This window comes from Paraburkholderia ferrariae NBRC 106233 (assembly GCF_000685035.1).
In the GTDB taxonomy this organism is placed as follows: Bacteria; Pseudomonadota; Gammaproteobacteria; order Burkholderiales; family Burkholderiaceae; genus Paraburkholderia; species Paraburkholderia ferrariae.
Genome location: NZ_BAYB01000064.1, coordinates 1 through 18,017, shown reverse-complemented (window position 1 = coordinate 18,017; position 18,017 = coordinate 1). Strand labels below are relative to the sequence as shown.

Here is an 18,017-nt window from a genome sequence, read left to right as displayed (position 1 = left end):
CACATGCAAACCGAGATCAGGAAGTTCAAGCGCCACATTACCGGCGAGGAACTCATTGCCGCCTGCGATCGCGAGGGCTTTCCGTGTCAGTCGCGCAAGTACCTCGAAGAGGGAAGCGATCACATCCGCTTTGGCTTCGAGCACGGCGGCGTCTACGTGACCGCCCTCTACAACACGGTGAGTGGTCGCGCATTCGGCGAATACGAGCTGCCCAAGCGTACACGCCCGCTTGGCGACAAGGGTGTCGAGTTCAGCACCGACGACAAACTGGACGGGACGCCTTGGTTCGACGCGCTGCTGTCGTTCCTCTATGTCGCCTGATCAACGACTACTGCTACAGGAGGAAGACATGGCTGAACGCCACTTTCGCAAGAACAGCACAACGTTCAATTGCCGTTCGTGCGGCCGACTTACGCGCGATATCGCGGGAACGAATCAGCAATTGTGCCCGCAGTGCGACGCATGGACCATGATCGAGAACTCGATTCTCGACGAGGACCTTGCCGGCCCCGACCTGGCCGAAGCCGAAGCTCGCATCGCCAAACTGAAGGCCGAAGCCGTGGCCAAGGGCGGGCGGTTCAACTGACTAACCGCTCCCGCTACGGTTGGCAGGTGGCTCAGACAATATGGAGAGGGGCGATATGAAAACGGCTTACGAACTGCTGCTCGACGCGCCTGACGCACAAGTGAAGCGTTGTCAGCTCGCATGGAAAGCCATTGCGGCCGGCGACTGGCAAGACGCAGCTCATTTCTTGCGCAACGCGGCGGGGGAAGAGGGGGCAACGCCGTGGGCCGCTGAGGCGCGAGCCCTCGCAGACGCGTGTCAGGGTAAGGCGAACCCGAATTTTGACCTCAATACCTTGCGCCGCGCAACGGACAAGTACCTTGAGTTTCGCCGCGCCGAGTACAACCACAATGGCGCAATCCATCAGGTTGCGCTGTACTTCCGCGACGAACTCGGCCTGAACCTAGTCGACGCGACGCAACTGGCACGTGACGCGGCCGAAGACGCCTAAGCCGCCGCCGGCGGCCGCACCCACCCATCCCCCGCCTTCCCGCCCTGCGGGAAGGAGCGAGTCGCCCTCTGTCGTCAAGGGTGCGGGGGAGATGAAACCACCCCCACACCCTCGACTGGAGCGTCTATCCCGGCACGCCAGCCCGTCAAGGGCCGCTGCGCTGCCGTCCTCACCCGTTCGGTGCTCGACCTGGCCTGCGGCCAGCTCTGCGCTCCGCTGCGGCTTCCGGGCGTCCCCTTGACCGTCTGACATGCCTCAACACCCATCCAAATATTTACGCAATTACGTATTTACGTATGTACGTATGTAAGCTATACTAGGTCCATGCTGTAGGGCCAACCGGAAGGAGAGCGACGATGCAAGTACGAACCCTCGCGCAAGCGATCGCATTCGGAGAAGTGGCCGCGGAATACCAGCAGTTGCGCCGCGAGTATCCGACGATTCGCGCACTGACGATCAAGCGCTATATCCACGACGATGAAGGGCTCACGCTAGAGCAGTTCGAGTGCGCCACGGAGCGCGGCCACAAGTGGAGTTACAGCGGGTCGGCCTACGGCGGCGACGACGACAGCTATTTCGGCGAGGGTCGGTGCTATTGCTGCCACTGCGGAGCCGACGGCGACGCCTGACATTGCTCGCTGGGAGTCGGCGGCTACCGGCTTCCAGCGGGATCTTCCACATCCGTCTAGGAGCATTCATGGTTACGATCACACGAGCCGAGTATGACCGCGTTCACGCCGATTTCCGAGGCGTCTGGACGACTGAGCGCACCGACATTCCCGGCTGGGAGAGCATCCGTCATCAGTATCTCGGCAAGCGCACGCTCGTTCGCGACAACGCGTTGCTGATCGAGGGCTTGTCGCTGACGATTGTGGAAGAGGGCGCGGCACAATGAGAGCGATCGACCTGTTCTCCGGCGCCGGCGGTTTCACTGAGGGCGCGATCATGGCCGGTTGCAGTGTCGTATGGGCCGGCAATCATTGGCCGCTGGCGTGCGAATATCACGCACGTAACCATCCCGAAACCGAGCACGCCTGTCAGGATCTGCAGCAGGCGGACTGGCGCACGGTGCCGACGCACGACCTGATGCTCGCAGCTCCCGCCTGTCAGGGGCACAGCCCAGCTCGAGGGAAGGAAAAGCCGCATCACGATGCACTGCGGTCGACGGCATGGGCCGTCGTCGCTTGCGCCGAATATCACCGCTCACCCTTCATTGTCGTGGAAAACGTTCCCGCCTTTGAGCGCTGGGCGCTCTATCCAGCGTGGCGTGATGCGATGCGCCTGCTCGGCTACGCGATCGCGCCGTACATCATCGATGCGGCGGACCACGGCGTTCCGCAGCACCGCAAAAGGCTGTTCCTGGTCTGCACCAGGTCGGCCGCACCGATCGGCCTCGACCTTTCCCTGCGGGACCACAAGCCCATTCGCGACGTCATCGAGTGGGATGCGCCGGGCTGGAGCAGGATCGACAAGCCGGGGCGCAGCGCTAACACACTGGCCCGGATCGCAGCCGGACGCCGCGCCTTCGGCGACCGCTTCGTCGCGCCGTACTACGGCAACGGTTCCGGCCTTACCGGCCGCTCAATCGACCGCCCGATCGGCACGATAACCACGGTAGACCGCTGGGCCATCATCGACGGCGACCGTATGCGGATGCTCCACCCGAGGGAAGCGAAACGCGCGTGCGGATTTCGGCCGACGTTCGCCTTGCCGTTGAACCGGCGCAGCGCCATGCACCTGCTGGGCAACGCCGTCATGCCTCCGGCCGCCGCCGACCTTCTGCGCGCGCTTCGCCGAGCCGCATGAATTCATGTACACATTTTTCGTTCATTGAGTAGTAATAATAGTCGTGTTATTATTATTCCTACCACTAGACCGACGCGGACCCCGTGAGGCACGTATGAACCAGGAACTGAAAGACCGCATTTTCGCTGCCGCCGACGATCTGTACGCCGAAAACGGCGAGTTTCCGAACGTCGACGCAGTGCGTCAGCGCGCGCGCGCCGGCATGAACTATGTGGTCGAGGCATTGAAGGAGTGGCGGCAGAAGCAGCGGATGCTCGTGCAGAGCGTGCGTGAGCCGCTTCCCGCCGAGTTGCATGACGCGATGACGGGGTTCGGTAACCACATATGGGAAGTCGCGCAGCGGCTGGCCAACGATGCCCTAGAATCGGCGCGGGCCGCGTTCGAGGCCGAAAAGAGCGACTTGGCGCGCCTGTCGGCCGAGCAGTCGGATGCGTACGAAGCCCTTGCGGCCGAGCACGAACGCACGGTCGAGGAGTTCACCCGCCTGCAGGGTAGGGCCGCGCAGCTCGAGGAGGAGCGGTCCGCCTTGGGCGAGCAACTGCGCACGGCCCAGCAGGAGGCGCACGTGGCCGCCACCGAGACTCGCGAAAAGGCGGCGCTCGTCGACCGTCTTGAGAAAGACCTCGAGCGGGCGCGAACCGACGTCGACGGCGTTCGCGCCGAGCTGACTGCCTCGCGACGCGAGCTCGCCGACGAGCGCGAGAAGGCATCGAAAGCCGAGGCGAAGCACGGTGCGGAGAAGGAAGCCGCGCGGCGTGAGATCGATGAGTTGCGCCGCCGCGACAAGGAGCTGGCGCAGGAACTCGCTAACTCGCAGCGGGCGGCTACGAAGGCCGAGGCCGAGCGCGACAAGCTGTCCGAGCAGTTGGCCGATGTGCGCAAACGTACCGCCGACGAGATCCACCGTGCGCTGGAGAAGGTTCAGCAACGCGAGGCAGAGGCGGCACAGGCGCGTAAGGAGGCGAGAGCGGCCGGTGAGCAGCTCGCGCGCACGTCGGGCGAACTCGATGCCGCCAAGGCTCAAGTGGTCGACCTGCGCACGATCATCAAGGATCTGTCGCCCACGAAGCGGACGCCGAAGGCATGACGAATCCGCCCGCGCGACTTACCATCTACCAGCAGCTTCTCTCCGAACTTGCGGAGCTCGACAAGCGGATCGAGCAGGCACGGGCGCGCGAGCGTGTCCACGCGATCGAGACCATCCACGGCCTGATGGACACTTACGGCATCAAGCACAAGGATCTCGTCGGCAGAAACGGCCGTCGCGGCGCCTACCAAGTGAACGCGTTGCCCGCTCGCTATCGCGACCCGGCCACAGGGCAAGAGTGGTGCGGCCGTGGAAACGTGCCGCGATGGATTCGCGGGCAAGACCGCACCCGATTTCTAATCGACTGACCTTGTACCGCCATGTCTGAAGACGTTCAGCGCCTCAACTACAGCACACACGCGCTCGAGCAATTCGAGCGGCTGATCCCGACTATCCGCCGCGACATGCCGGGCATGCGCGCAGGCTACGAGGCCGTCGCGCACCTCCTGCGTATCGGCGTCAAGTACCTGCTGCCCAACTGCGCCGATCTCATCGACGTCAGCGAGCTCCGGCAGGTTCACATTGACAGCATGCGGCTACCGCATCCCGTCGCCGCGCTGGAAGCGCCGTGGGTGTTGCCCGACGGCGAAGGCGGCGACAAGGGTATCCTGCGCTGCCCGAAGCGCATCGCCTTGTGCGTCGAGCTCGACGAGGATGTCGCGGCGCTTCTGCCCGGTACTGAGCACTTGCTGAGCGAACCGGACGGCGGGGTGTGCGTCATTCCGATCTACTGGACCGACGCCGATCAATGGCAACTCGCGCCAGGCGGTGCCTTTGTGCCGCATTCCAACGAACTCAGCGCCTACGTGCCCGAACAGGCCGACGAGCGTACCCGCTTGCTCAACGAGCCCCTACGCGAGGCCGGGCTGTCCGCTCGCAAGATGCGTCAGTTTCAGGTCTCGCCCTTTGTCATCCTGCCCGAGCGGTACGAATTCGACGTTCAGCAACTCGGTTCGCTCCGGGCCGTCCACTCTGAGACCTTGGCCAACGCTCGCGACGAGATCCAGGCCCTGATCCAGACCGGATGTGTCGTCAACTGCGCGAACATCGAAGCGCCGACACTGGAAGCCCCGGCGAAGCTGAACAAAAAGCGGGAGCAAAACGGCAAGGTGCCGTTTTTCGACTATCGGGTGCTGGCCGTGCGGCCGAGCAATGCCGCCGATGGTCGCGGCAAGGGAGGGCAGCACGCCAGCCCGAAGGCGCACATCCGGCGTGGGCACATTCGCCGGCTCGAACACAAAACCGTATGGGTGTCGGATACGCTCGTCAATGCAGGCTCTGCGCGCGGCGTCGTCGTCAAGGACTATGCCGTCCGTCCGCTGAAACCCTGAGCCAAACCTTAGAGCACCTTCCAAACCGCCACTACAGGCCACAGAAAGGCCGCTGACGCGGCAAGCAAGCCGAGGCAGGCGGCAAGCAGCCCGAGCCGCCTCCCGGCCTTCAGGTCGTCTCTCGCGCGCCACGCAGCGCCGATCGCCGCCGCTGCGCCACCGGCCGCGGCGAGCCACCCCGCCGGCGTGCGCGCCAACGCCCCCAAGATCGCTACCAACGGACCGTCGCCCGGCGCAGGACCTGCCCAATAGGGAAGGCGTCCACTGCCCAGCACGAAGCCCACGAACACGCACAGCGACCCGAATGCCGCGAAGGCGAACCATGCCCATCCCCACGACAGCCACCGCGACGCGTCGACGAGGCGCACAGCAACCCGCTCGCTCGTCTTGCTTACCGCGTCGGCGAGCGTTCCGAGCGCCTTCTTCGTCTCCGCATCAGCGATCGCCGCCATTGTCGCCCGCTGTTCGTCGAGGATCTTGCCGACCTGATCGGAGATCATCCCCGGATACTTCCGATATAGCGTGTCGTAGGACTCCAGCGCCATCAACACGAGCCAAAGCGCATCGTTATCGCGAATGTTGAGCGCGTTCTTCACGCGATACAGGCTTTGAATCTCCTTCTCGGAAGGCTGCCGCCCCAGCAGCTTCTCGAAGCTCGCCTCAACGTCAAGCATCGAGCACTTCCCCGAGCGATTTACGCACTTCGTTGCGCCACCTGGTCAGTTCCGCGCGGTTGCCGATCGGCAGCTCTTTCATCGCCGCCGTGATCGACAGCCGCTTGCTGTACAGATCGTCGCTTACACGATCAGCAAGATCCGGCAAGTTGACCGACTTACCGCCGCCGTCTTCCACGGCTTTACGCGTCTTTGAGGTGTTGTACAGCTCGAACTTCCGCTCGTCGCCGAAATACGTGTTGCGCACGACATGAATCGCAGATCCCGGCAGCGATTCCATGTACTCCTTGAGCAGCTCCAGACTGTCGCGCTGACGGTTGATAACCCACAGCGTCACCAGCTTACGACCCAGCTCGCCGAGCGTGCTGTTCAGTGTCTCACCATATGCCGCCACGCCCTTGTTGTTCCTTGCCGCTGTATTGACCACAACGACCGCATCCGAATGCTCGTGACAAATGTTCACCAGATCGATCCAGCCGTTCGCCTCATCGAGGTTAATAAGCTCAGCTTTGATCTCATCTTTGTACATCTTCCACACGTCAGGATTCGACGTGTCCGATTCGATCAACAGAATCTTCTCTGAACGGTCCTGCAAGGTGTCGATCACGCCGATCGACACAGCCGATTTGCCGACACCGCCCTTACTGCCACCCACAAAATAGATCGGTTTCATTCCTTCTTACCTCTCAGATGTCGTCTGAATCAGCGCGCGGTGTGAAGCCGCCGCTTCGTTGAGAAGGCTCTTGAGCCTCCGCTTTAGCCGGCACGATCGGTGCCGTCGGTTTAGCGGCCTTGGCGCGCGATTCGCCTTCGATGATGCTGATTTTTTTCCTCGCTTCTCCCTCCTCAGAAGGCTTCGGCGTTTCCGCTTTTCGCCGTCGCTTCGGCTGCGTAGCAGCATGTCGTAACGCCTTCTCTGAAATCCGTATAAATCCCTTCATACGAAGTTTCTCGGCAATCTGAGCATAGCTATAGCCACGAGCCAGCCAATCGTTCACCACCCCAGCCATCAGCTTGATCGTCTGGGCTCTGTCTGCTGCCCGTTCGTTCTCGTCGATCTCCGGGAACTCTTTATCCAGTTCATCAAGCATCAGCTTGATCTGGCCAACAGTGTATTTCATATCATACCTATAGTACAAAAAAAGAGGTCCGCAGGACTCGATTCTAGTCTTTCAGCTTGATGAGTCAAATTCTTACCGCTAAACTTCGTGAACCGATAACGGTAGTTCGGGGACAGGGTAGGGTTTGCTATACCGCCATAAATGGCGACATAGCAACCGGCAGCGCACCAGTCGTTTCACTCCCTCTGCGCAGCCTACCGTCCCTGCTCAGGGCGAAGCCCCGAGACCCCAACAGCATGAGAGTCCAGTGTGAGTGGCAGTGAGGAACGACAGAAAACGAAGCACGTAATGGTGAGGGTGACGCCCGAACAGTTGGCCATTCTTCGCGAGAAGGCCACCGATTCCGGCGTCACCGTGCCGGAATACTTGCGCGCGTGCGGCCTTGGCCGCCGCACACGCAGCAAGATGGAGGCGCACATCATCAACGAATTGCGCCGCCTCGGCGGACTGCAAAAACATCTGTTCACCGAGGGCGGCGGCGTGCTGTCCAAAGAGTTTGCTGCAGTCCTCGTTGAAATTCGCGCAGCCATCGCACGGATCGGTGACTGACCGATGTTGGCGAAAATCCCCGAGCGACGCCAAGACGGCAGGTCCGACTTCGGCGACCTGGTGGAGTACATCACCAACCGCGACGACGACCAGGAGAAACTAAGTGACCAGCTCGATCCAAGCGACCGAAGAAGACACCACCAAATTCTTGAGCGTGCTCGAGAACATCTCGCAGGAGCAGAAGACCATCTGCGCGCTGCTCGACGAACTGATTCTATTGATGCAGATGCCGTCCGAGTCCGTCTTGAAAGTGCTCGAAGGGCTGTTGCTGCCTATGGGGCAGAACATGGTCGATCTGACGAGCGAGTTGAAGACGCAGCTCGTGGACGAGGAGGCGTAGATGGCGATCAACATCAACGAAGCCTTGCCCGTGCTCGAAACCATCTACGAGCAGCAGCAAGCTATCTCCGACAGGCTCCGCAAGCTGATCGAGACTTTCAAGAGCGAGCCCGAGCCCGTCGAGCCAACCTTGCGTTTAATGCTGAGTCCGCTCAACGAAGGCATGGACGAGATGCATCAGATGTTGTCGCCGACCTCGGGCGACTCCTCGGCGAGCCCGAGCGAGTCGTAACGCCCAACGGCGTCGCATGCGAACATAACTGCCTGTCGCTGGCGACCGCTGCCGGCGAAATGAATGCCGTCGCGGCACAGAATCCGCGGGTCAAGGACCCGGTGTATCACATCGTGCTGTCGTGGCCGTCGTCGGAATCGCCGACGGACGAGCAGGCTTTCGACTCTGGCAGGTACGCGCTCGCGGCTGTCGGCATGGCCGATCATCAGTACGTATTCGCCGTGCATCGCGATACCGACAACGCACACCTGCACATTGCCGTGAATCGCGTCAATCCCGATACGTTCGCGGCGGTCTATCCGGAGCGGGACTATTTCAAGCTCGATCGCGCGATGCGCGAGCTCGAACTCCAGAACGGGTGGCAGCACGACAAAGGACCATACGCCGTGTTCGAGCGTAACGGCCAAGTCGTCATCGATTGGGCGAGCAAAGATCCCAGCACGAAGGGCAAGCGACCGACGCCGGCGGCCGACATGGAGCGGCATGCCGATCAGGAAAGCCTGTTCACCTACGCGCGCGGCGAACCGCGCAAGGCGCTGCTGGCTGCGCTGAAGAACGACCAGCTCACTTGGCGGCAACTGCACAACCTTCTCGCGAAATATGGTCTCGAACTGCGCGAGAAGGGGCAGGGCTTCGCGATCTTTGATCTGAACTCAGGCGACACCACGCCGATCAAGGCCAGTGACATGCACGAGGCGCTTGGCAGAGCCAGGCTAGTCAAGCGCCTCGGCCCGTTCGAGCCGTCCGAGTCAACAACCGACTCCGTTCTGACCTACGACAAGCATCGACCACTGAAACGCGATCCCAAGGTTCGCGAAGAGCGCCGGCAGGAGCGCGCAGAGGCTCGGCGCGAGCTGCGCGCGCGGTACGACGAGTACAAAAGCGGCTTCGTCTATCGCCGGCTTGACCCGACCGACGTCCGGGCCCGGTTCGCGGCGATTCGGGCCGACGCGCGTCAGCGTCGCCTCGAGGTACGTCAAACAGTGACCGATCCAGCCGCCCGCAAGGCCCTGTACAGCGTGATCGCTTTCGAGACGCTGCGCGCACGCGATCGGCTTCAGCGGGAGATCCGCAACGAGCGCAAGGCATTGCGCGACGATCAGTCAAACCGACGCCAGCCATATCGTGAATGGGTCGAGCGTCAGGCGGCCACTGGCGACGCAGCAGCTATCAGCCAACTGCGTGGCTTCACCTATAGCGAGAAACGGCGTGCGAAGGAGCTCGAGCGGGCGCTCGCCAACGACGGAGCGGACGGCATCGTTCATCCGGACGACGCTGATCCTACAGCGCGTGACATCGCGGAAGGGATCTATTTCCGCGTTCGTCGGGACGGAACGGTCGTGTACCGTGTCGACGACGGCCGCGACGCCTTCATCGACCTTGGCAGACGCATCGACGTGTTGGCGAAGGGCGCGGCAGACAACTCCGCGATCGCCGCAGCTCTGCACCTGGCCGCCGAGAAGTATGGCGGCACGTTCGAACTCACCGGCAGTGAGGAATTCAAGCGCCGGGCAATCGACATCATGCTCGAATACAAAATCGACGCCCGCCTCAAGGATGCGGCTCAAGACGCGCTGCGTCGCTCCAGAGCCGCCGAGTTGGCGCGGGCAAGCCGCGACGCAAAGACTAGGCAACAACGCCGGAAATAGCCCCTTTCATTGCCCTCTTCGGTTTTGTATAGTAACCTTAATACGAAATTTAAAAGGAGGGCCACCTATGGCTATGCCGCGTTACACCCTTGCCGGTTTGCTGATCGGCCTCGCGCTCACTGGCTGCGCGACCCAGCCGAAGACCGACAACGCTCAAACCGAAATCGATCGCCAGATCCTCGACGCCTCGCAGAAGATCCAATCTGCGCAGGCCGACCTGTATCAGGCCGGTGCGCTGAATCAGGCGACCACGAAGTTGCCAGTGTCGATCGTCGACGATCAGCACCGCGTCACACTCTCGTGGCAGGGCGACGCCCTGCAGCTCCTGAACAAGCTCGCGCATGATCGCGGACTCGCGTTCTCGTTCATGGGCTTGCGCATGCCGCTGCCGGTCAACATCGACGTCAAGGACGCGTCTTACGACGCCGTGATGCAGATGGTCCGGGCGCAAATCGGCTACCGCGCCGATGTCACGCAGTACCCGGATAAGCTGGTACTGCAATACAACCGTCCGCAGTCCTGATACGGGGAGACGATCATGAAGCGCTTTGTCGTCGCGGCGATCCCGCTCCTCGTGGCCAGCATGGCACATGCTGCCGAGACCCAAGCCCCGGCCGCCGCATCGGCCCAGCAGGCGCAAACGCCGGCAACAGCGTCCTCGGCATCGGCCCCGGTCGCTCAGGCGCCGGCTGCGCCGGCACCCGAAGCTCAGGCGTCGACGCCGGCATCTGAAGATCAGCCGGTCACGCTTGATTCGCTCCTGAATCCGCCGTCGAAGGCGACCACCGGCCTCACGGATCTGCGCATGCAGATGCTCACCGAAGCCGGCAAGACGGTAGGCTTCCGCGGCGGCATGGCCGCACGTGCGCGCGTACTTCGCGACGCGCTCAACGCACGCGCCGAGAACCTCGATACCATCTTCCAGTTCTCGCCGCTCATCAACCGCAACGGCACCATTCCTCCGGTTATCGTCGAGGCCCGCGAACTGTCGTCGTTCTCGCCCGACCAGATTCGCACCGCGAATCGCGTCTACAAGATCGAGAAGGAAGAGCGCTTCGTCAGCGTTCCGCCGACGTGGCGAGACTACCTGTTTGTCGGGCTCCCGATGAAGGGCGGTGTCGATCTTCCGACCTTCGATACTCGGCCGCAGAACGGCAACGAAGAGGCTGTTTGGCGCGATGCAGTCAAGAACGGGTGGAGCGCAGGTGAACAGCAGGCGGATGCGATCCTTGCCGCCAATTTCAACCGGCTCACGCGTGACTACACCGGCATGGTGCGGTACTCGACGCTCGTGCAGGAGGGCATGATCTCCACTACGCGCGTCGCTGAATCCCGTCAGACGGTCACTGGTGACGGCCGGCAACTCATGCTCGGCGATACCCTGCGCCGCGTGACGAGCAAGGCAACGTTCGAAACGAACCCGAACAAGTGGAGCCCAACCGTCAATCGCGGCGAACAGCCCGCGCCGAAGGTCGCACCAGTTCCGCAGTCGGGCACTGCGCCTGCTGCCAAACCACCGGCAACGCAGATCGAAGGCCGACCGCTTGGCGACGACGAGAAATGAGTGAACTCATCCAGTTCGAGCCCTACGATTTTCGGGGCGACGTGACCGCGCATACTTTCAAGCACTTCTTGAAATATTGCTCGGATTATGGCGTCTCGGACATTCTCGTGCAGGGCGGCGATTACGCATGGGTCGAAATTCACGGTCGTCAGCGGCAGGCGAGCACCCACACGATCAAGCAGGGCCATCTATCCAGCCTGCTCAGTTCAGTGTGGCAGGCCGAGGTCGAGAACAATGTGCGTGGCGGTCACGGCGCGGACCGCTCATTGGAGCTCGCCGGGGAAGAGCTTGGCATCGAGCGCGGCAAGTTCCTTCGTTTCCGCTGCAACTTCATCCAGGGTCGCGTGGCACGGTTCGACATGGCCTACGCGATCACCATGCGCCTGATCCCGTTCGACTTGCCCGACATTACCAAGATGGGCATCGAGCAGGAGCTGTTTGAGGCGTTCTATCCCGGCATGGGCCTCGTTCTCGTCTGCGGCCCGACCGGCTCGGGCAAGACCACACTTCAATCCGGTGTCTACGGCTATGCCGGCATCTACATGCCGGACCGCAAGGTCATCACCTACGAAGACCCGATCGAATTCGTGCTCGGCGGTGCGCACTGGAAAGGCCCGCAGCCGCACCAAGCTCAAGTTGGTCGCGACATTGAGAGTTTCGCCACTGGCCTGCGCAATGCCATGCGCCGCAAGCCGAGCATCATCGGCATCGGCGAAATGCGCGACCTTGAGACGATCGACGCTGCGATCGAGGCTGGTCTGACCGGTCACTTGACCTACGGCACCATGCACACCGAGTCGTGCGCCGAGACGATCAACCGCGCGATTCAGGTCTATCCACCGCAACAGCAGTCGGCCGTCGCTTCGCGTCTGCTCGGCTGCCTGCGTGTCATTGTCGTGCAGCGCCTGCTCAAGACAACTGACGGTAAGCGCGTTGCCGTTCGTGAGTTCGTGATATTCGATCGCGACTTCAAGAACGAGTTGCAAATGCAGCCTTACGACCAATGGGCACCGATAATCCGCGCACGTCTGGAGTCCGAAAAGGCGACGCTGGACGATAAGGCTTGGGCTCTCTACGAGGCTGGCCGTATCGACAAGAGCGAATTCATCGAACTGGCCGGCCATAAAGCATTCCGTATCCGTTCGCAGGAGGCAGCATGAGCATCTCCATCTGGCGCCACGCTTCGCAGACACCGACGCTGCTCGGCATTCCCTGCATCGCGTACATGCCCATCTTCGTTTGGCTGTTCCACATGCGTTGGTGGACCTTCTGGACCGCCGTGGGCGTGATCGTGTTCTTCGCCGTGCTGGCGAAGTTCGGCCTCACGTTCAAGGTCCTATGGCAGAAGTTCCTGCACCTGCTGCGCGGTTCGCGCATCTACGCCCGTCCGTGGTGGTATCGCAACCGCTTCCAGGATCACGAGTGATGCTCGAGCGAATCCGCATTTCCATTGCGCGTGCGAGCGAGATTCGCAACCTCGAGCGCCAAGTCGCAGCCTCGCCACGCGCGAAGGCGTGCAACATTCACCAGCTCGGCCACGATCGCGCCGTATGGCGCATCCCTGTACCAGGTCAGGCCGATCGTTACATGTCGGCATCCGCTGGCCACATCGGAAACGAGATGTTCGCGGTGCATGTCGACGCCGACGCCTTCTACCTCGCATGGTTGCGCAGCGACGAGCAGTGCGTTTTGCGCTCGCAGATGCCGCGCGACTACAAGTATGCGTATGCGGTCGACGGATTCGCGCAAGGCAGTTCCAATCCGGTACCGCTCGCCGACGTCGGCGCATGGAACGACGAGCGCGGCCGCACGCACATCGGCTTCACCAACGGAATCACGCGGAGCTTCTGGCTCATCTCCAATGGCGCTCCCTCGTTTCCGGTGCAGGTCCACGGGCGCGAGTCGGCCGAGCTGCTGCATCGCACGGCCGGAGCGACCCAAGGGCCGATCTGCTACGCGGATTTGTTCGCACCCGCCGACCTGCGAAACGCGCCGAACCGGTCGCCCAGCCGCGCGCCGCGGCCATGATGTTTTCTCTCAGCCTCTAGCACGGCCCTCGGATAACGCTAGAGGACTTCTCGCCGGCCCTTGTGGCCGGTTTTTTTTGCCCGGCAGAGGTCGCTCGCGCGCTGGCGCCGGGCAAAATAAAAGGCCACCGAAGTGGCCTTTTGGAAGGATCTCGATTGGATCGTCATTTCCAGATATTGCTCCAGAAGGCCGACGATTGCGACGACCCTGCACTGGTCTGCTGCAACGACGGGCCACTGATCTGCGGCACGCTGCCAACGATCTGGCCAGCGCCCGTGCCATTCACAGCACTGCTGACCTGGCCGTTGATGCCGTTCATCACGCCGTTGATCTGGCCATTGACGTCACCGACGACGCCGTTGACCTGATCACTTGCGATCTGGCAGACCTTATTCTTGATCTGGTCGAAGATGTCAGAGAGGGACGGGAATTGCGGGGCGGTAAGCACCGAAGTGATACCGCCCACGCATTTTCCAAGAATGTCCGAGGAGGACCGTTCGCTTTGGGCAGTCTGCTGCGCAGCCTGTTTATCCCGATCGTAACCGCTCTGACTGCCTTGCGCAGCAGCGCTGCCGCTTCGGCAGGTCGCTGCCTGTACGCTGACAGCAGAGCACAGCAACAGCACGAATAACGCGCGTACATAGATTTTCATGGCGATTCCCTCGATGGATTAACAGGCGGCACGGCGTCAAGCCTTAGCGCGCGAACTACGGCGTGCTTTTGGAGCGCCGGCCGCGTCCTCCTTTGCTTTGGCTGCCGGCGCCGTCGGTTTTGGGCTCGCTTCTCCCGGAGCCGCGCTGCTCTTGCTGTCGTCTTTCGGACGCGCTTGACGCGCCTCCTGAAAGCCCAGCTTCCGGTGCAGCTCGTCGTCGACGTTCTTCGTGATCCGCGCTTTGATGACTTCGTTCCCGACGCTGAACAACACTTCGTCGAAGTATACGGGTTTCCCGTCCGAGCGACGGTTCACGGCGTTACCGAACCCGAGTTCCTTCCAGTTCGTGTCGTCGCCATTGCCATGCGGCTCGACGAGCTTCAGGAAGTTCGGCTTGATCTCGCCGGTCTCGGGATCAGGGTTCTTGCGCTCGTTCATGTGCGCGATCACCTGGTGCTTCTCGTCGCCGACCTTGATGAAGCCCTGCAGATAGTCGCCGTTGCCCTTGAACAGCAGCGCCGTCGTGTCGAACTCGCCATTGTCGAGCTTGCGCACACCGCGCAAGATCAATTTCGGCTCGTTCTCTTTTGATGCCTGATTGTCACTCATAGCAGTTACCTCACTGTTAGACGATTTCGCGCTAACTTCACCATTGCCCATTGCGTCGCGCACGCGCAATTCGGATTCCGAACCGGATACAAAGCCGGCCGGTTCAGATTTCATGTTCGCGAGATAGCCGTCGGCGTCCGCCGGCGGATCACAAGGCTTCCCAGCCTTGTCGAACCAGTAAATGAGATCGGGGGAGGGCTGAGGCCCGAGTTGCTCGAGGTCGGTCTTGAGCTCGTCATCGCTCTTGGCCCACACCTGGATCGCTTCGCGCTGCACGGACCACCAATCGAGCGCGCGCACGGGGAGCAGATCGGCCGCTAGGCGACTCGCCGGCGCGTCATCCGGTGCATCTGACGGCGAGGCCGTCACGGGCGCGTTTCCCGCTTCCTGATCGCCGTTAGCCGGCTTGCCGATGAGCGGCTTCGGTTCCGCCCCTTCCTGCGCTTCCGGCAGCTTCGGCTCCTCACCCGCGGCCTTCGCGAGCTCGCGGCGAAGCGCGTCCTGTTGCGGGTTCTTCAACGTCACGTCGACCTTATGCTTGAGCATGATCTCGATCGCGTGCCGCTGAAACGCCTCGCTACCCGTCAACTCGAACGAGCCGCCGTACTTCTCCTTCGCGAGCAGAATCGCGGCAAGGATCGCTTCTTCATCTTCATTCGCCTTGCTGGCCATCACGATCTGTTGACCGTGATCGATGAACGCCGGGCGCTCACTCACCATGTAGAGGACGCTGCCGTCCTTCTGAGCTTTGTACGTGACGTTTTCGAGCAGCTTGCTGATCGCCAGCTCGGGATCGAACGGTTTGTCGTCGGCGTCGCCGTCCTTGGCCTCGCCAGCGAAGCCGTCGGCTTCTTCCGCTGCAGGCAACGGCGACGCCGCGACCGGCGCAGCGGCAGGTGCGGTAGCTGCTGCTTGCATGGCCTCGTCGGTCTTCTCGGCGCTCGCGGTCTCCGGGCTGTCGCTCGCGAGCGACTTCGCTCGCGCGTGGGCGACAGCCAGCAGATCCTGCGTCTCTCGCAGCGCAAACGTATCGGCGTTCGCTGCTCTAAGGGCCTCGAGGCGCAGCTCCAAACCGAACGCATAGTGCTCGACCGCCTGACGACGTTCGAGAACATAGCGCGGTGCCGGATCGCCTTCATTGCCAGCTCGCAAGGCCAAATCGGCGATCACTTCCTCGTGATTCGCCGACGCCCGCGACGCCTGATATGCCCGTTCGCCTTCGAAAGCCCGTTGGACTGCGCTTTCGGGAAAAGGGCAGGGCCGCGTCGTATCGACGCGCGCCATCGTCGTCGCGAGTTCGAGGGCCGCGCCTAGGTCGGCGCGATCGCCGCCGAGATACACGCGATCGACAGCACGGCCGAGTCGTGCCCATTCGGCATCGGGGACACGCCCAGCATCTTTGAACGATTCAGCGATGCGCAGCGCTGCCTGTTGCTCGGCGAGAAGTGCCGCACGACTATCCACGTAATCGCGCGCTTTCCGTTCTTCCTTCTCGGCGGACCTTCGATCGTTCTCAGCGGAGAGTGTCTTGACACGATCGACCATTTCTGCATCGATTGTCTGAAGAATTTCCGCATATGAAACGTTTGCGGAAATATTTTGAAAGATGTCATCGGCCGCAAGCTCGTGTCGATCGCCTGGCATCGCATGCCAGGCGGTCATGTCAGCGACGGCCCAATGTCGCACGAAGTCGGGTGCGAGGGCCTCCGATTCTTTCGTCTTACGGACCGTGATAAGCCAATCTCGATACGCAATAGACCGTTGCCCAATCGAGCCCTCGGGCGACACTTGAGAACCCGTTCCTGGACTGACCAAGCGCTCGTAAACCGCTTGGCGGAATTGCTGCATAACTGCGTCAGACTCAGCGCTCATAGGGCATTCCCTAGTTAGTGAAGGGCTGGGTTCGCCTCAAGTCACGACGCATACAGGCCGTTAAACGCCTAGTTGTTACCGTGAGCCGATCGTGGGGCTGAACCCTAGCCGCGCGAATTTCGTATCGTGTATATTATTCAAAATAGCCCGCCTTGGGAAGTGCCTAGAAAACACTGCCCACGGAGGGGCATCCTTGCTATCATTCCGTGAATGAGTATGGATATGAAAAATGAACAGCTTCAGCCAATCTGCGGAACTGACTTGGAGCGCTGGAGGATCGAGAACGGTCTGACGAAAGTTGCGGCAGCGGACGCATTCGGCTTGCAGAAAGCGAAGTGGGAGGAGCTGACCAGTGCTGAGAACTCGGCAAAGCAGATCGCCGATCCGGTAGTGGCCATGCTCCTTCATTTGTATCGGCAACACCCTGAATCAGCGCCCGTAGAACTGCCGCCCGACGTCAAGGAGTTTTATGACTTCCTCGGACTGCAGGACACGCCGCAGGATCGCGACAAGTTCGCAACGCTGATCGGACGTTCGCCGCCGTCGGTATATCGCTTGCTATTGCATGACGGTAAGCCCGGTCGGCCGGTGATGCGTTGGATCGAAGCAGTGCGACGGCTCAAGCTGACGCCGAAGAAAACTCTTCGGACGATGGCTGACGTAGTGAGCAGTGTTGGCGACCGACAGCACGTCGAGAAAGTGCTGATTCAGGGCTGGACTAAACAAGGTGATACTGGTGACAACGAGTGAGAAGCCCGACTCACAGCATATTATTGAACTATCGACGGTGTACTTTTACGAAGGTGCGGCGCCGCGCGTGATCGCGCTGAAGGATTGCGGTTTGCCTATGAAAAGCCCCGTTCCTGGGGCTTTTTCCGCTTTATACGGATACCAAAGCAAGCAGGAAGGATTCATGGCGGCTCGTGCCTATGCCGACAAGAATCGCCTGCAGTTCACCGTCATAGATCTGCTGGTCAAGCTGGACCAGAAACAGAATCCGCTCATGATGAAGCCGGAGGATCTGCCACAGCACGACTTCATCACGTTCCAACGGCTGTCGCGGAGCATGATGGACGAACTGCAGGGAATCCTGAAACGGCAGCTCGAGCACGAGGGCGTCGATACGAGCACGCTCGACCCGTCGAAACCTCATGTGCTCCTGATGCAGCGACCGGACCTGATCGCATCGGTTATCAACGAGCCGGGCTGGGAACACATGAAGGTCGTGACCTACCCGGCGAAGATCGCGCTCAGTGAAAAACCGCTGAACGTCGGCACCGTGCCGTTCAGGCATTGGGACTCGATTCAGAAGGCCACGTGTCGATTGAATCCAAACATCCAGATCACGCTCGATCCGCCGGATCAGCGCACAAAGGATGCCCCGGCGAGTGCGCCGGCACCAACCGACCGCCCACGCGCTCCGCGTATGAAGTAACGAAGCCGCCGAAGGGCGGCTTTTTCACACGTGCATTCAGCAGAGCAGGGCAG

Annotated in this window: 23 protein-coding genes; 18 read left to right on the top strand and 5 right to left on the bottom strand. The window is 61.5% G+C overall.

Features of this window, described 5'->3' with window-relative positions; translation table 11 throughout:
• The 9 genes from BFE01S_RS45280 to BFE01S_RS41565 all read left to right on the top strand — a co-directional run.
• The coding region (locus BFE01S_RS45280) for a hypothetical protein (RefSeq protein WP_322787859.1) at positions 1-321 on the top strand (321 nt) is incomplete at its 5' end.
• Positions 322-349: 28 nt separating this feature from the next.
• Entirely contained in the window at positions 350-586 is a 237-nt protein-coding gene (locus BFE01S_RS36130; protein ID WP_007183086.1) for a hypothetical protein, read from the top strand.
• A gap of 55 nt (positions 587-641) precedes the next feature.
• On the top strand, positions 642-1,016 hold the full coding sequence (locus BFE01S_RS46155; RefSeq protein WP_169742704.1) for a hypothetical protein: 375 nt from the start codon (positions 642-644) through the stop codon (positions 1,014-1,016).
• 356 nt (positions 1,017-1,372) lie between these two features.
• Positions 1,373-1,645: a hypothetical protein gene (locus BFE01S_RS41570; protein ID WP_007183083.1), complete on the top strand. Its 273-nt coding sequence runs from the start codon at positions 1,373-1,375 to the stop codon at positions 1,643-1,645.
• Between the two features lie 68 nt (positions 1,646-1,713).
• The gene (locus BFE01S_RS36115) at positions 1,714-1,911 is read left to right on the top strand and encodes a hypothetical protein (RefSeq protein WP_028229649.1); all 198 of its coding nucleotides are present in this window, start codon (positions 1,714-1,716) and stop codon (positions 1,909-1,911) included.
• A complete protein-coding gene (locus BFE01S_RS36110; protein WP_028229648.1) occupies positions 1,908-2,822 on the top strand; it encodes a DNA cytosine methyltransferase in 915 nt (304 codons plus the stop codon). Before BFE01S_RS36115 ends, BFE01S_RS36110 begins: the two co-directional genes overlap by 4 nt.
• A 94-nt stretch (positions 2,823-2,916) precedes the next feature.
• Positions 2,917-3,909, top strand: coding sequence for a DNA-binding protein (locus BFE01S_RS36105; protein ID WP_007183080.1), 993 nt, complete (start codon positions 2,917-2,919; stop codon positions 3,907-3,909).
• Entirely contained in the window at positions 3,906-4,217 is a 312-nt protein-coding gene (locus BFE01S_RS36100; RefSeq protein WP_028229647.1) for an H-NS histone family protein, read from the top strand. Before BFE01S_RS36105 ends, BFE01S_RS36100 begins: the two co-directional genes overlap by 4 nt.
• A 12-nt stretch (positions 4,218-4,229) precedes the next feature.
• A complete protein-coding gene (locus BFE01S_RS41565; protein ID WP_007183078.1) occupies positions 4,230-5,240 on the top strand; it encodes a hypothetical protein in 1,011 nt (336 codons plus the stop codon).
• A gap of 8 nt (positions 5,241-5,248) precedes the next feature.
• Here the strand turns inward: BFE01S_RS41565 and BFE01S_RS36090 are convergent, their stop codons facing one another.
• The 3 genes from BFE01S_RS36090 to BFE01S_RS36080 are packed head-to-tail and all read right to left on the bottom strand — an operon-like array spanning position 5,249 to position 7,035.
• Positions 5,249-5,914, bottom strand: a complete 666-nt coding sequence (locus BFE01S_RS36090) for a hypothetical protein (RefSeq protein WP_007183077.1) — start codon at positions 5,912-5,914, stop codon at positions 5,249-5,251.
• Complete coding sequence (locus tag BFE01S_RS36085) at positions 5,907-6,587, bottom strand: nucleotide-binding protein (RefSeq protein WP_028229646.1); 681 nt, start codon at positions 6,585-6,587, stop codon at positions 5,907-5,909. The genes BFE01S_RS36090 and BFE01S_RS36085 overlap by 8 nt, the downstream gene beginning before the upstream one ends.
• 13 nt (positions 6,588-6,600) lie before the next feature.
• The gene (locus tag BFE01S_RS36080) at positions 6,601-7,035 is read right to left on the bottom strand and encodes a hypothetical protein (protein ID WP_028229645.1); all 435 of its coding nucleotides are present in this window, start codon (positions 7,033-7,035) and stop codon (positions 6,601-6,603) included.
• Between the two features lie 249 nt (positions 7,036-7,284).
• On the opposite strand from BFE01S_RS36080, the gene mobA reads away from it, so the two are divergent.
• The 7 genes from mobA to BFE01S_RS36035 all read left to right on the top strand — a co-directional run bounded on the left by mobA (position 7,285) and on the right by BFE01S_RS36035 (position 13,396).
• On the top strand, positions 7,285-7,584 hold the full coding sequence (gene mobA / locus BFE01S_RS36075; RefSeq protein ID WP_007183074.1) for a plasmid mobilization protein MobA: 300 nt from the start codon (positions 7,285-7,287) through the stop codon (positions 7,582-7,584).
• Between the two features lie 3 nt (positions 7,585-7,587).
• A complete protein-coding gene (gene traI / locus BFE01S_RS46360; protein ID WP_304622459.1) occupies positions 7,588-9,804 on the top strand; it encodes a TraI/MobA(P) family conjugative relaxase in 2,217 nt (738 codons plus the stop codon).
• Between the two features lie 73 nt (positions 9,805-9,877).
• Positions 9,878-10,327, top strand: coding sequence for a DotD/TraH family lipoprotein (locus BFE01S_RS36055; RefSeq protein WP_438822148.1), 450 nt, complete (start codon positions 9,878-9,880; stop codon positions 10,325-10,327).
• 15 nt (positions 10,328-10,342) lie between these two features.
• The gene (locus tag BFE01S_RS36050; RefSeq protein ID WP_028229641.1) at positions 10,343-11,368 is read left to right on the top strand and encodes a type IV secretory system conjugative DNA transfer family protein; all 1,026 of its coding nucleotides are present in this window, start codon (positions 10,343-10,345) and stop codon (positions 11,366-11,368) included.
• On the top strand, positions 11,365-12,528 hold the full coding sequence (gene traJ, locus BFE01S_RS36045; protein ID WP_028229640.1) for a plasmid transfer ATPase TraJ: 1,164 nt from the start codon (positions 11,365-11,367) through the stop codon (positions 12,526-12,528). The genes BFE01S_RS36050 and traJ overlap by 4 nt, the downstream gene beginning before the upstream one ends.
• Complete coding sequence (icmT, locus tag BFE01S_RS36040; protein ID WP_007183069.1) at positions 12,525-12,794, top strand: IcmT/TraK family protein; 270 nt, start codon at positions 12,525-12,527, stop codon at positions 12,792-12,794. The genes traJ and icmT overlap by 4 nt, the downstream gene beginning before the upstream one ends.
• A 194-nt stretch (positions 12,795-12,988) precedes the next feature.
• Complete coding sequence (locus tag BFE01S_RS36035) at positions 12,989-13,396, top strand: plasmid fertility inhibition factor family protein (protein WP_245621286.1); 408 nt, start codon at positions 12,989-12,991, stop codon at positions 13,394-13,396.
• Positions 13,397-13,559: 163 nt separating this feature from the next.
• Here the strand turns inward: BFE01S_RS36035 and BFE01S_RS36030 are convergent, their stop codons facing one another.
• Positions 13,560-14,048, bottom strand: a complete 489-nt coding sequence (locus tag BFE01S_RS36030) for a hypothetical protein (RefSeq protein ID WP_007183067.1) — start codon at positions 14,046-14,048, stop codon at positions 13,560-13,562.
• 36 nt (positions 14,049-14,084) lie between these two features.
• Positions 14,085-16,319, bottom strand: coding sequence for an LPD7 domain-containing protein (locus tag BFE01S_RS36025; protein ID WP_245621285.1), 2,235 nt, complete (start codon positions 16,317-16,319; stop codon positions 14,085-14,087).
• 432 nt (positions 16,320-16,751) lie between these two features.
• Here BFE01S_RS36025 and BFE01S_RS36020 point away from each other — a divergent pair, with 432 nt between their 5' ends.
• Both BFE01S_RS36020 and BFE01S_RS36015 read left to right on the top strand, forming a co-directional pair.
• A complete protein-coding gene (locus tag BFE01S_RS36020) occupies positions 16,752-17,279 on the top strand; it encodes a hypothetical protein (RefSeq protein WP_007183065.1) in 528 nt (175 codons plus the stop codon).
• Entirely contained in the window at positions 17,266-17,964 is a 699-nt protein-coding gene (locus BFE01S_RS36015) for a hypothetical protein (protein ID WP_226206304.1), read from the top strand. The genes BFE01S_RS36020 and BFE01S_RS36015 overlap by 14 nt, the downstream gene beginning before the upstream one ends.
• Positions 17,965-18,017 lie beyond the last annotated feature (53 nt).

What these genes read in the sequence shown, in the direction of transcription:
- BFE01S_RS36130 (WP_007183086.1), top strand. Translation starts at nt 350, where the DNA reads ATGGCTGAACGCCACTTTCGCAAGAACAGCACAACGTTCAATTGCCGT.
- BFE01S_RS46155 (WP_169742704.1), top strand. Translation starts at nt 642, where the DNA reads ATGAAAACGGCTTACGAACTGCTGCTCGACGCGCCTGACGCACAAGTG.
- BFE01S_RS41570 (WP_007183083.1), top strand. Translation starts at nt 1,373, where the DNA reads ATGCAAGTACGAACCCTCGCGCAAGCGATCGCATTCGGAGAAGTGGCC.
- BFE01S_RS36115 (WP_028229649.1), top strand. Translation starts at nt 1,714, where the DNA reads ATGGTTACGATCACACGAGCCGAGTATGACCGCGTTCACGCCGATTTC.
- BFE01S_RS36110 (WP_028229648.1), top strand. Translation starts at nt 1,908, where the DNA reads ATGAGAGCGATCGACCTGTTCTCCGGCGCCGGCGGTTTCACTGAGGGC.
- BFE01S_RS36105 (WP_007183080.1), top strand. Translation starts at nt 2,917, where the DNA reads ATGAACCAGGAACTGAAAGACCGCATTTTCGCTGCCGCCGACGATCTG.
- BFE01S_RS36100 (WP_028229647.1), top strand. Translation starts at nt 3,906, where the DNA reads ATGACGAATCCGCCCGCGCGACTTACCATCTACCAGCAGCTTCTCTCC.
- BFE01S_RS41565 (WP_007183078.1), top strand. Translation starts at nt 4,230, where the DNA reads ATGTCTGAAGACGTTCAGCGCCTCAACTACAGCACACACGCGCTCGAG.
- BFE01S_RS36090 (WP_007183077.1), bottom strand. Translation starts at nt 5,914, where the DNA reads ATGCTTGACGTTGAGGCGAGCTTCGAGAAGCTGCTGGGGCGGCAGCCT.
- BFE01S_RS36085 (WP_028229646.1), bottom strand. Translation starts at nt 6,587, where the DNA reads ATGAAACCGATCTATTTTGTGGGTGGCAGTAAGGGCGGTGTCGGCAAA.
- BFE01S_RS36080 (WP_028229645.1), bottom strand. Translation starts at nt 7,035, where the DNA reads ATGAAATACACTGTTGGCCAGATCAAGCTGATGCTTGATGAACTGGAT.
- traI (WP_304622459.1), top strand. Translation starts at nt 7,588, where the DNA reads ATGTTGGCGAAAATCCCCGAGCGACGCCAAGACGGCAGGTCCGACTTC.
- BFE01S_RS36055 (WP_438822148.1), top strand. Translation starts at nt 9,878, where the DNA reads ATGCCGCGTTACACCCTTGCCGGTTTGCTGATCGGCCTCGCGCTCACT.
- BFE01S_RS36050 (WP_028229641.1), top strand. Translation starts at nt 10,343, where the DNA reads ATGAAGCGCTTTGTCGTCGCGGCGATCCCGCTCCTCGTGGCCAGCATG.
- traJ (WP_028229640.1), top strand. Translation starts at nt 11,365, where the DNA reads ATGAGTGAACTCATCCAGTTCGAGCCCTACGATTTTCGGGGCGACGTG.
- icmT (WP_007183069.1), top strand. Translation starts at nt 12,525, where the DNA reads ATGAGCATCTCCATCTGGCGCCACGCTTCGCAGACACCGACGCTGCTC.
- BFE01S_RS36035 (WP_245621286.1), top strand. Translation starts at nt 12,989, where the DNA reads ATGTTCGCGGTGCATGTCGACGCCGACGCCTTCTACCTCGCATGGTTG.
- BFE01S_RS36030 (WP_007183067.1), bottom strand. Translation starts at nt 14,048, where the DNA reads ATGAAAATCTATGTACGCGCGTTATTCGTGCTGTTGCTGTGCTCTGCT.
- BFE01S_RS36025 (WP_245621285.1), bottom strand. Translation starts at nt 16,319, where the DNA reads ATGACCGCCTGGCATGCGATGCCAGGCGATCGACACGAGCTTGCGGCC.
- BFE01S_RS36020 (WP_007183065.1), top strand. Translation starts at nt 16,752, where the DNA reads ATGAAAAATGAACAGCTTCAGCCAATCTGCGGAACTGACTTGGAGCGC.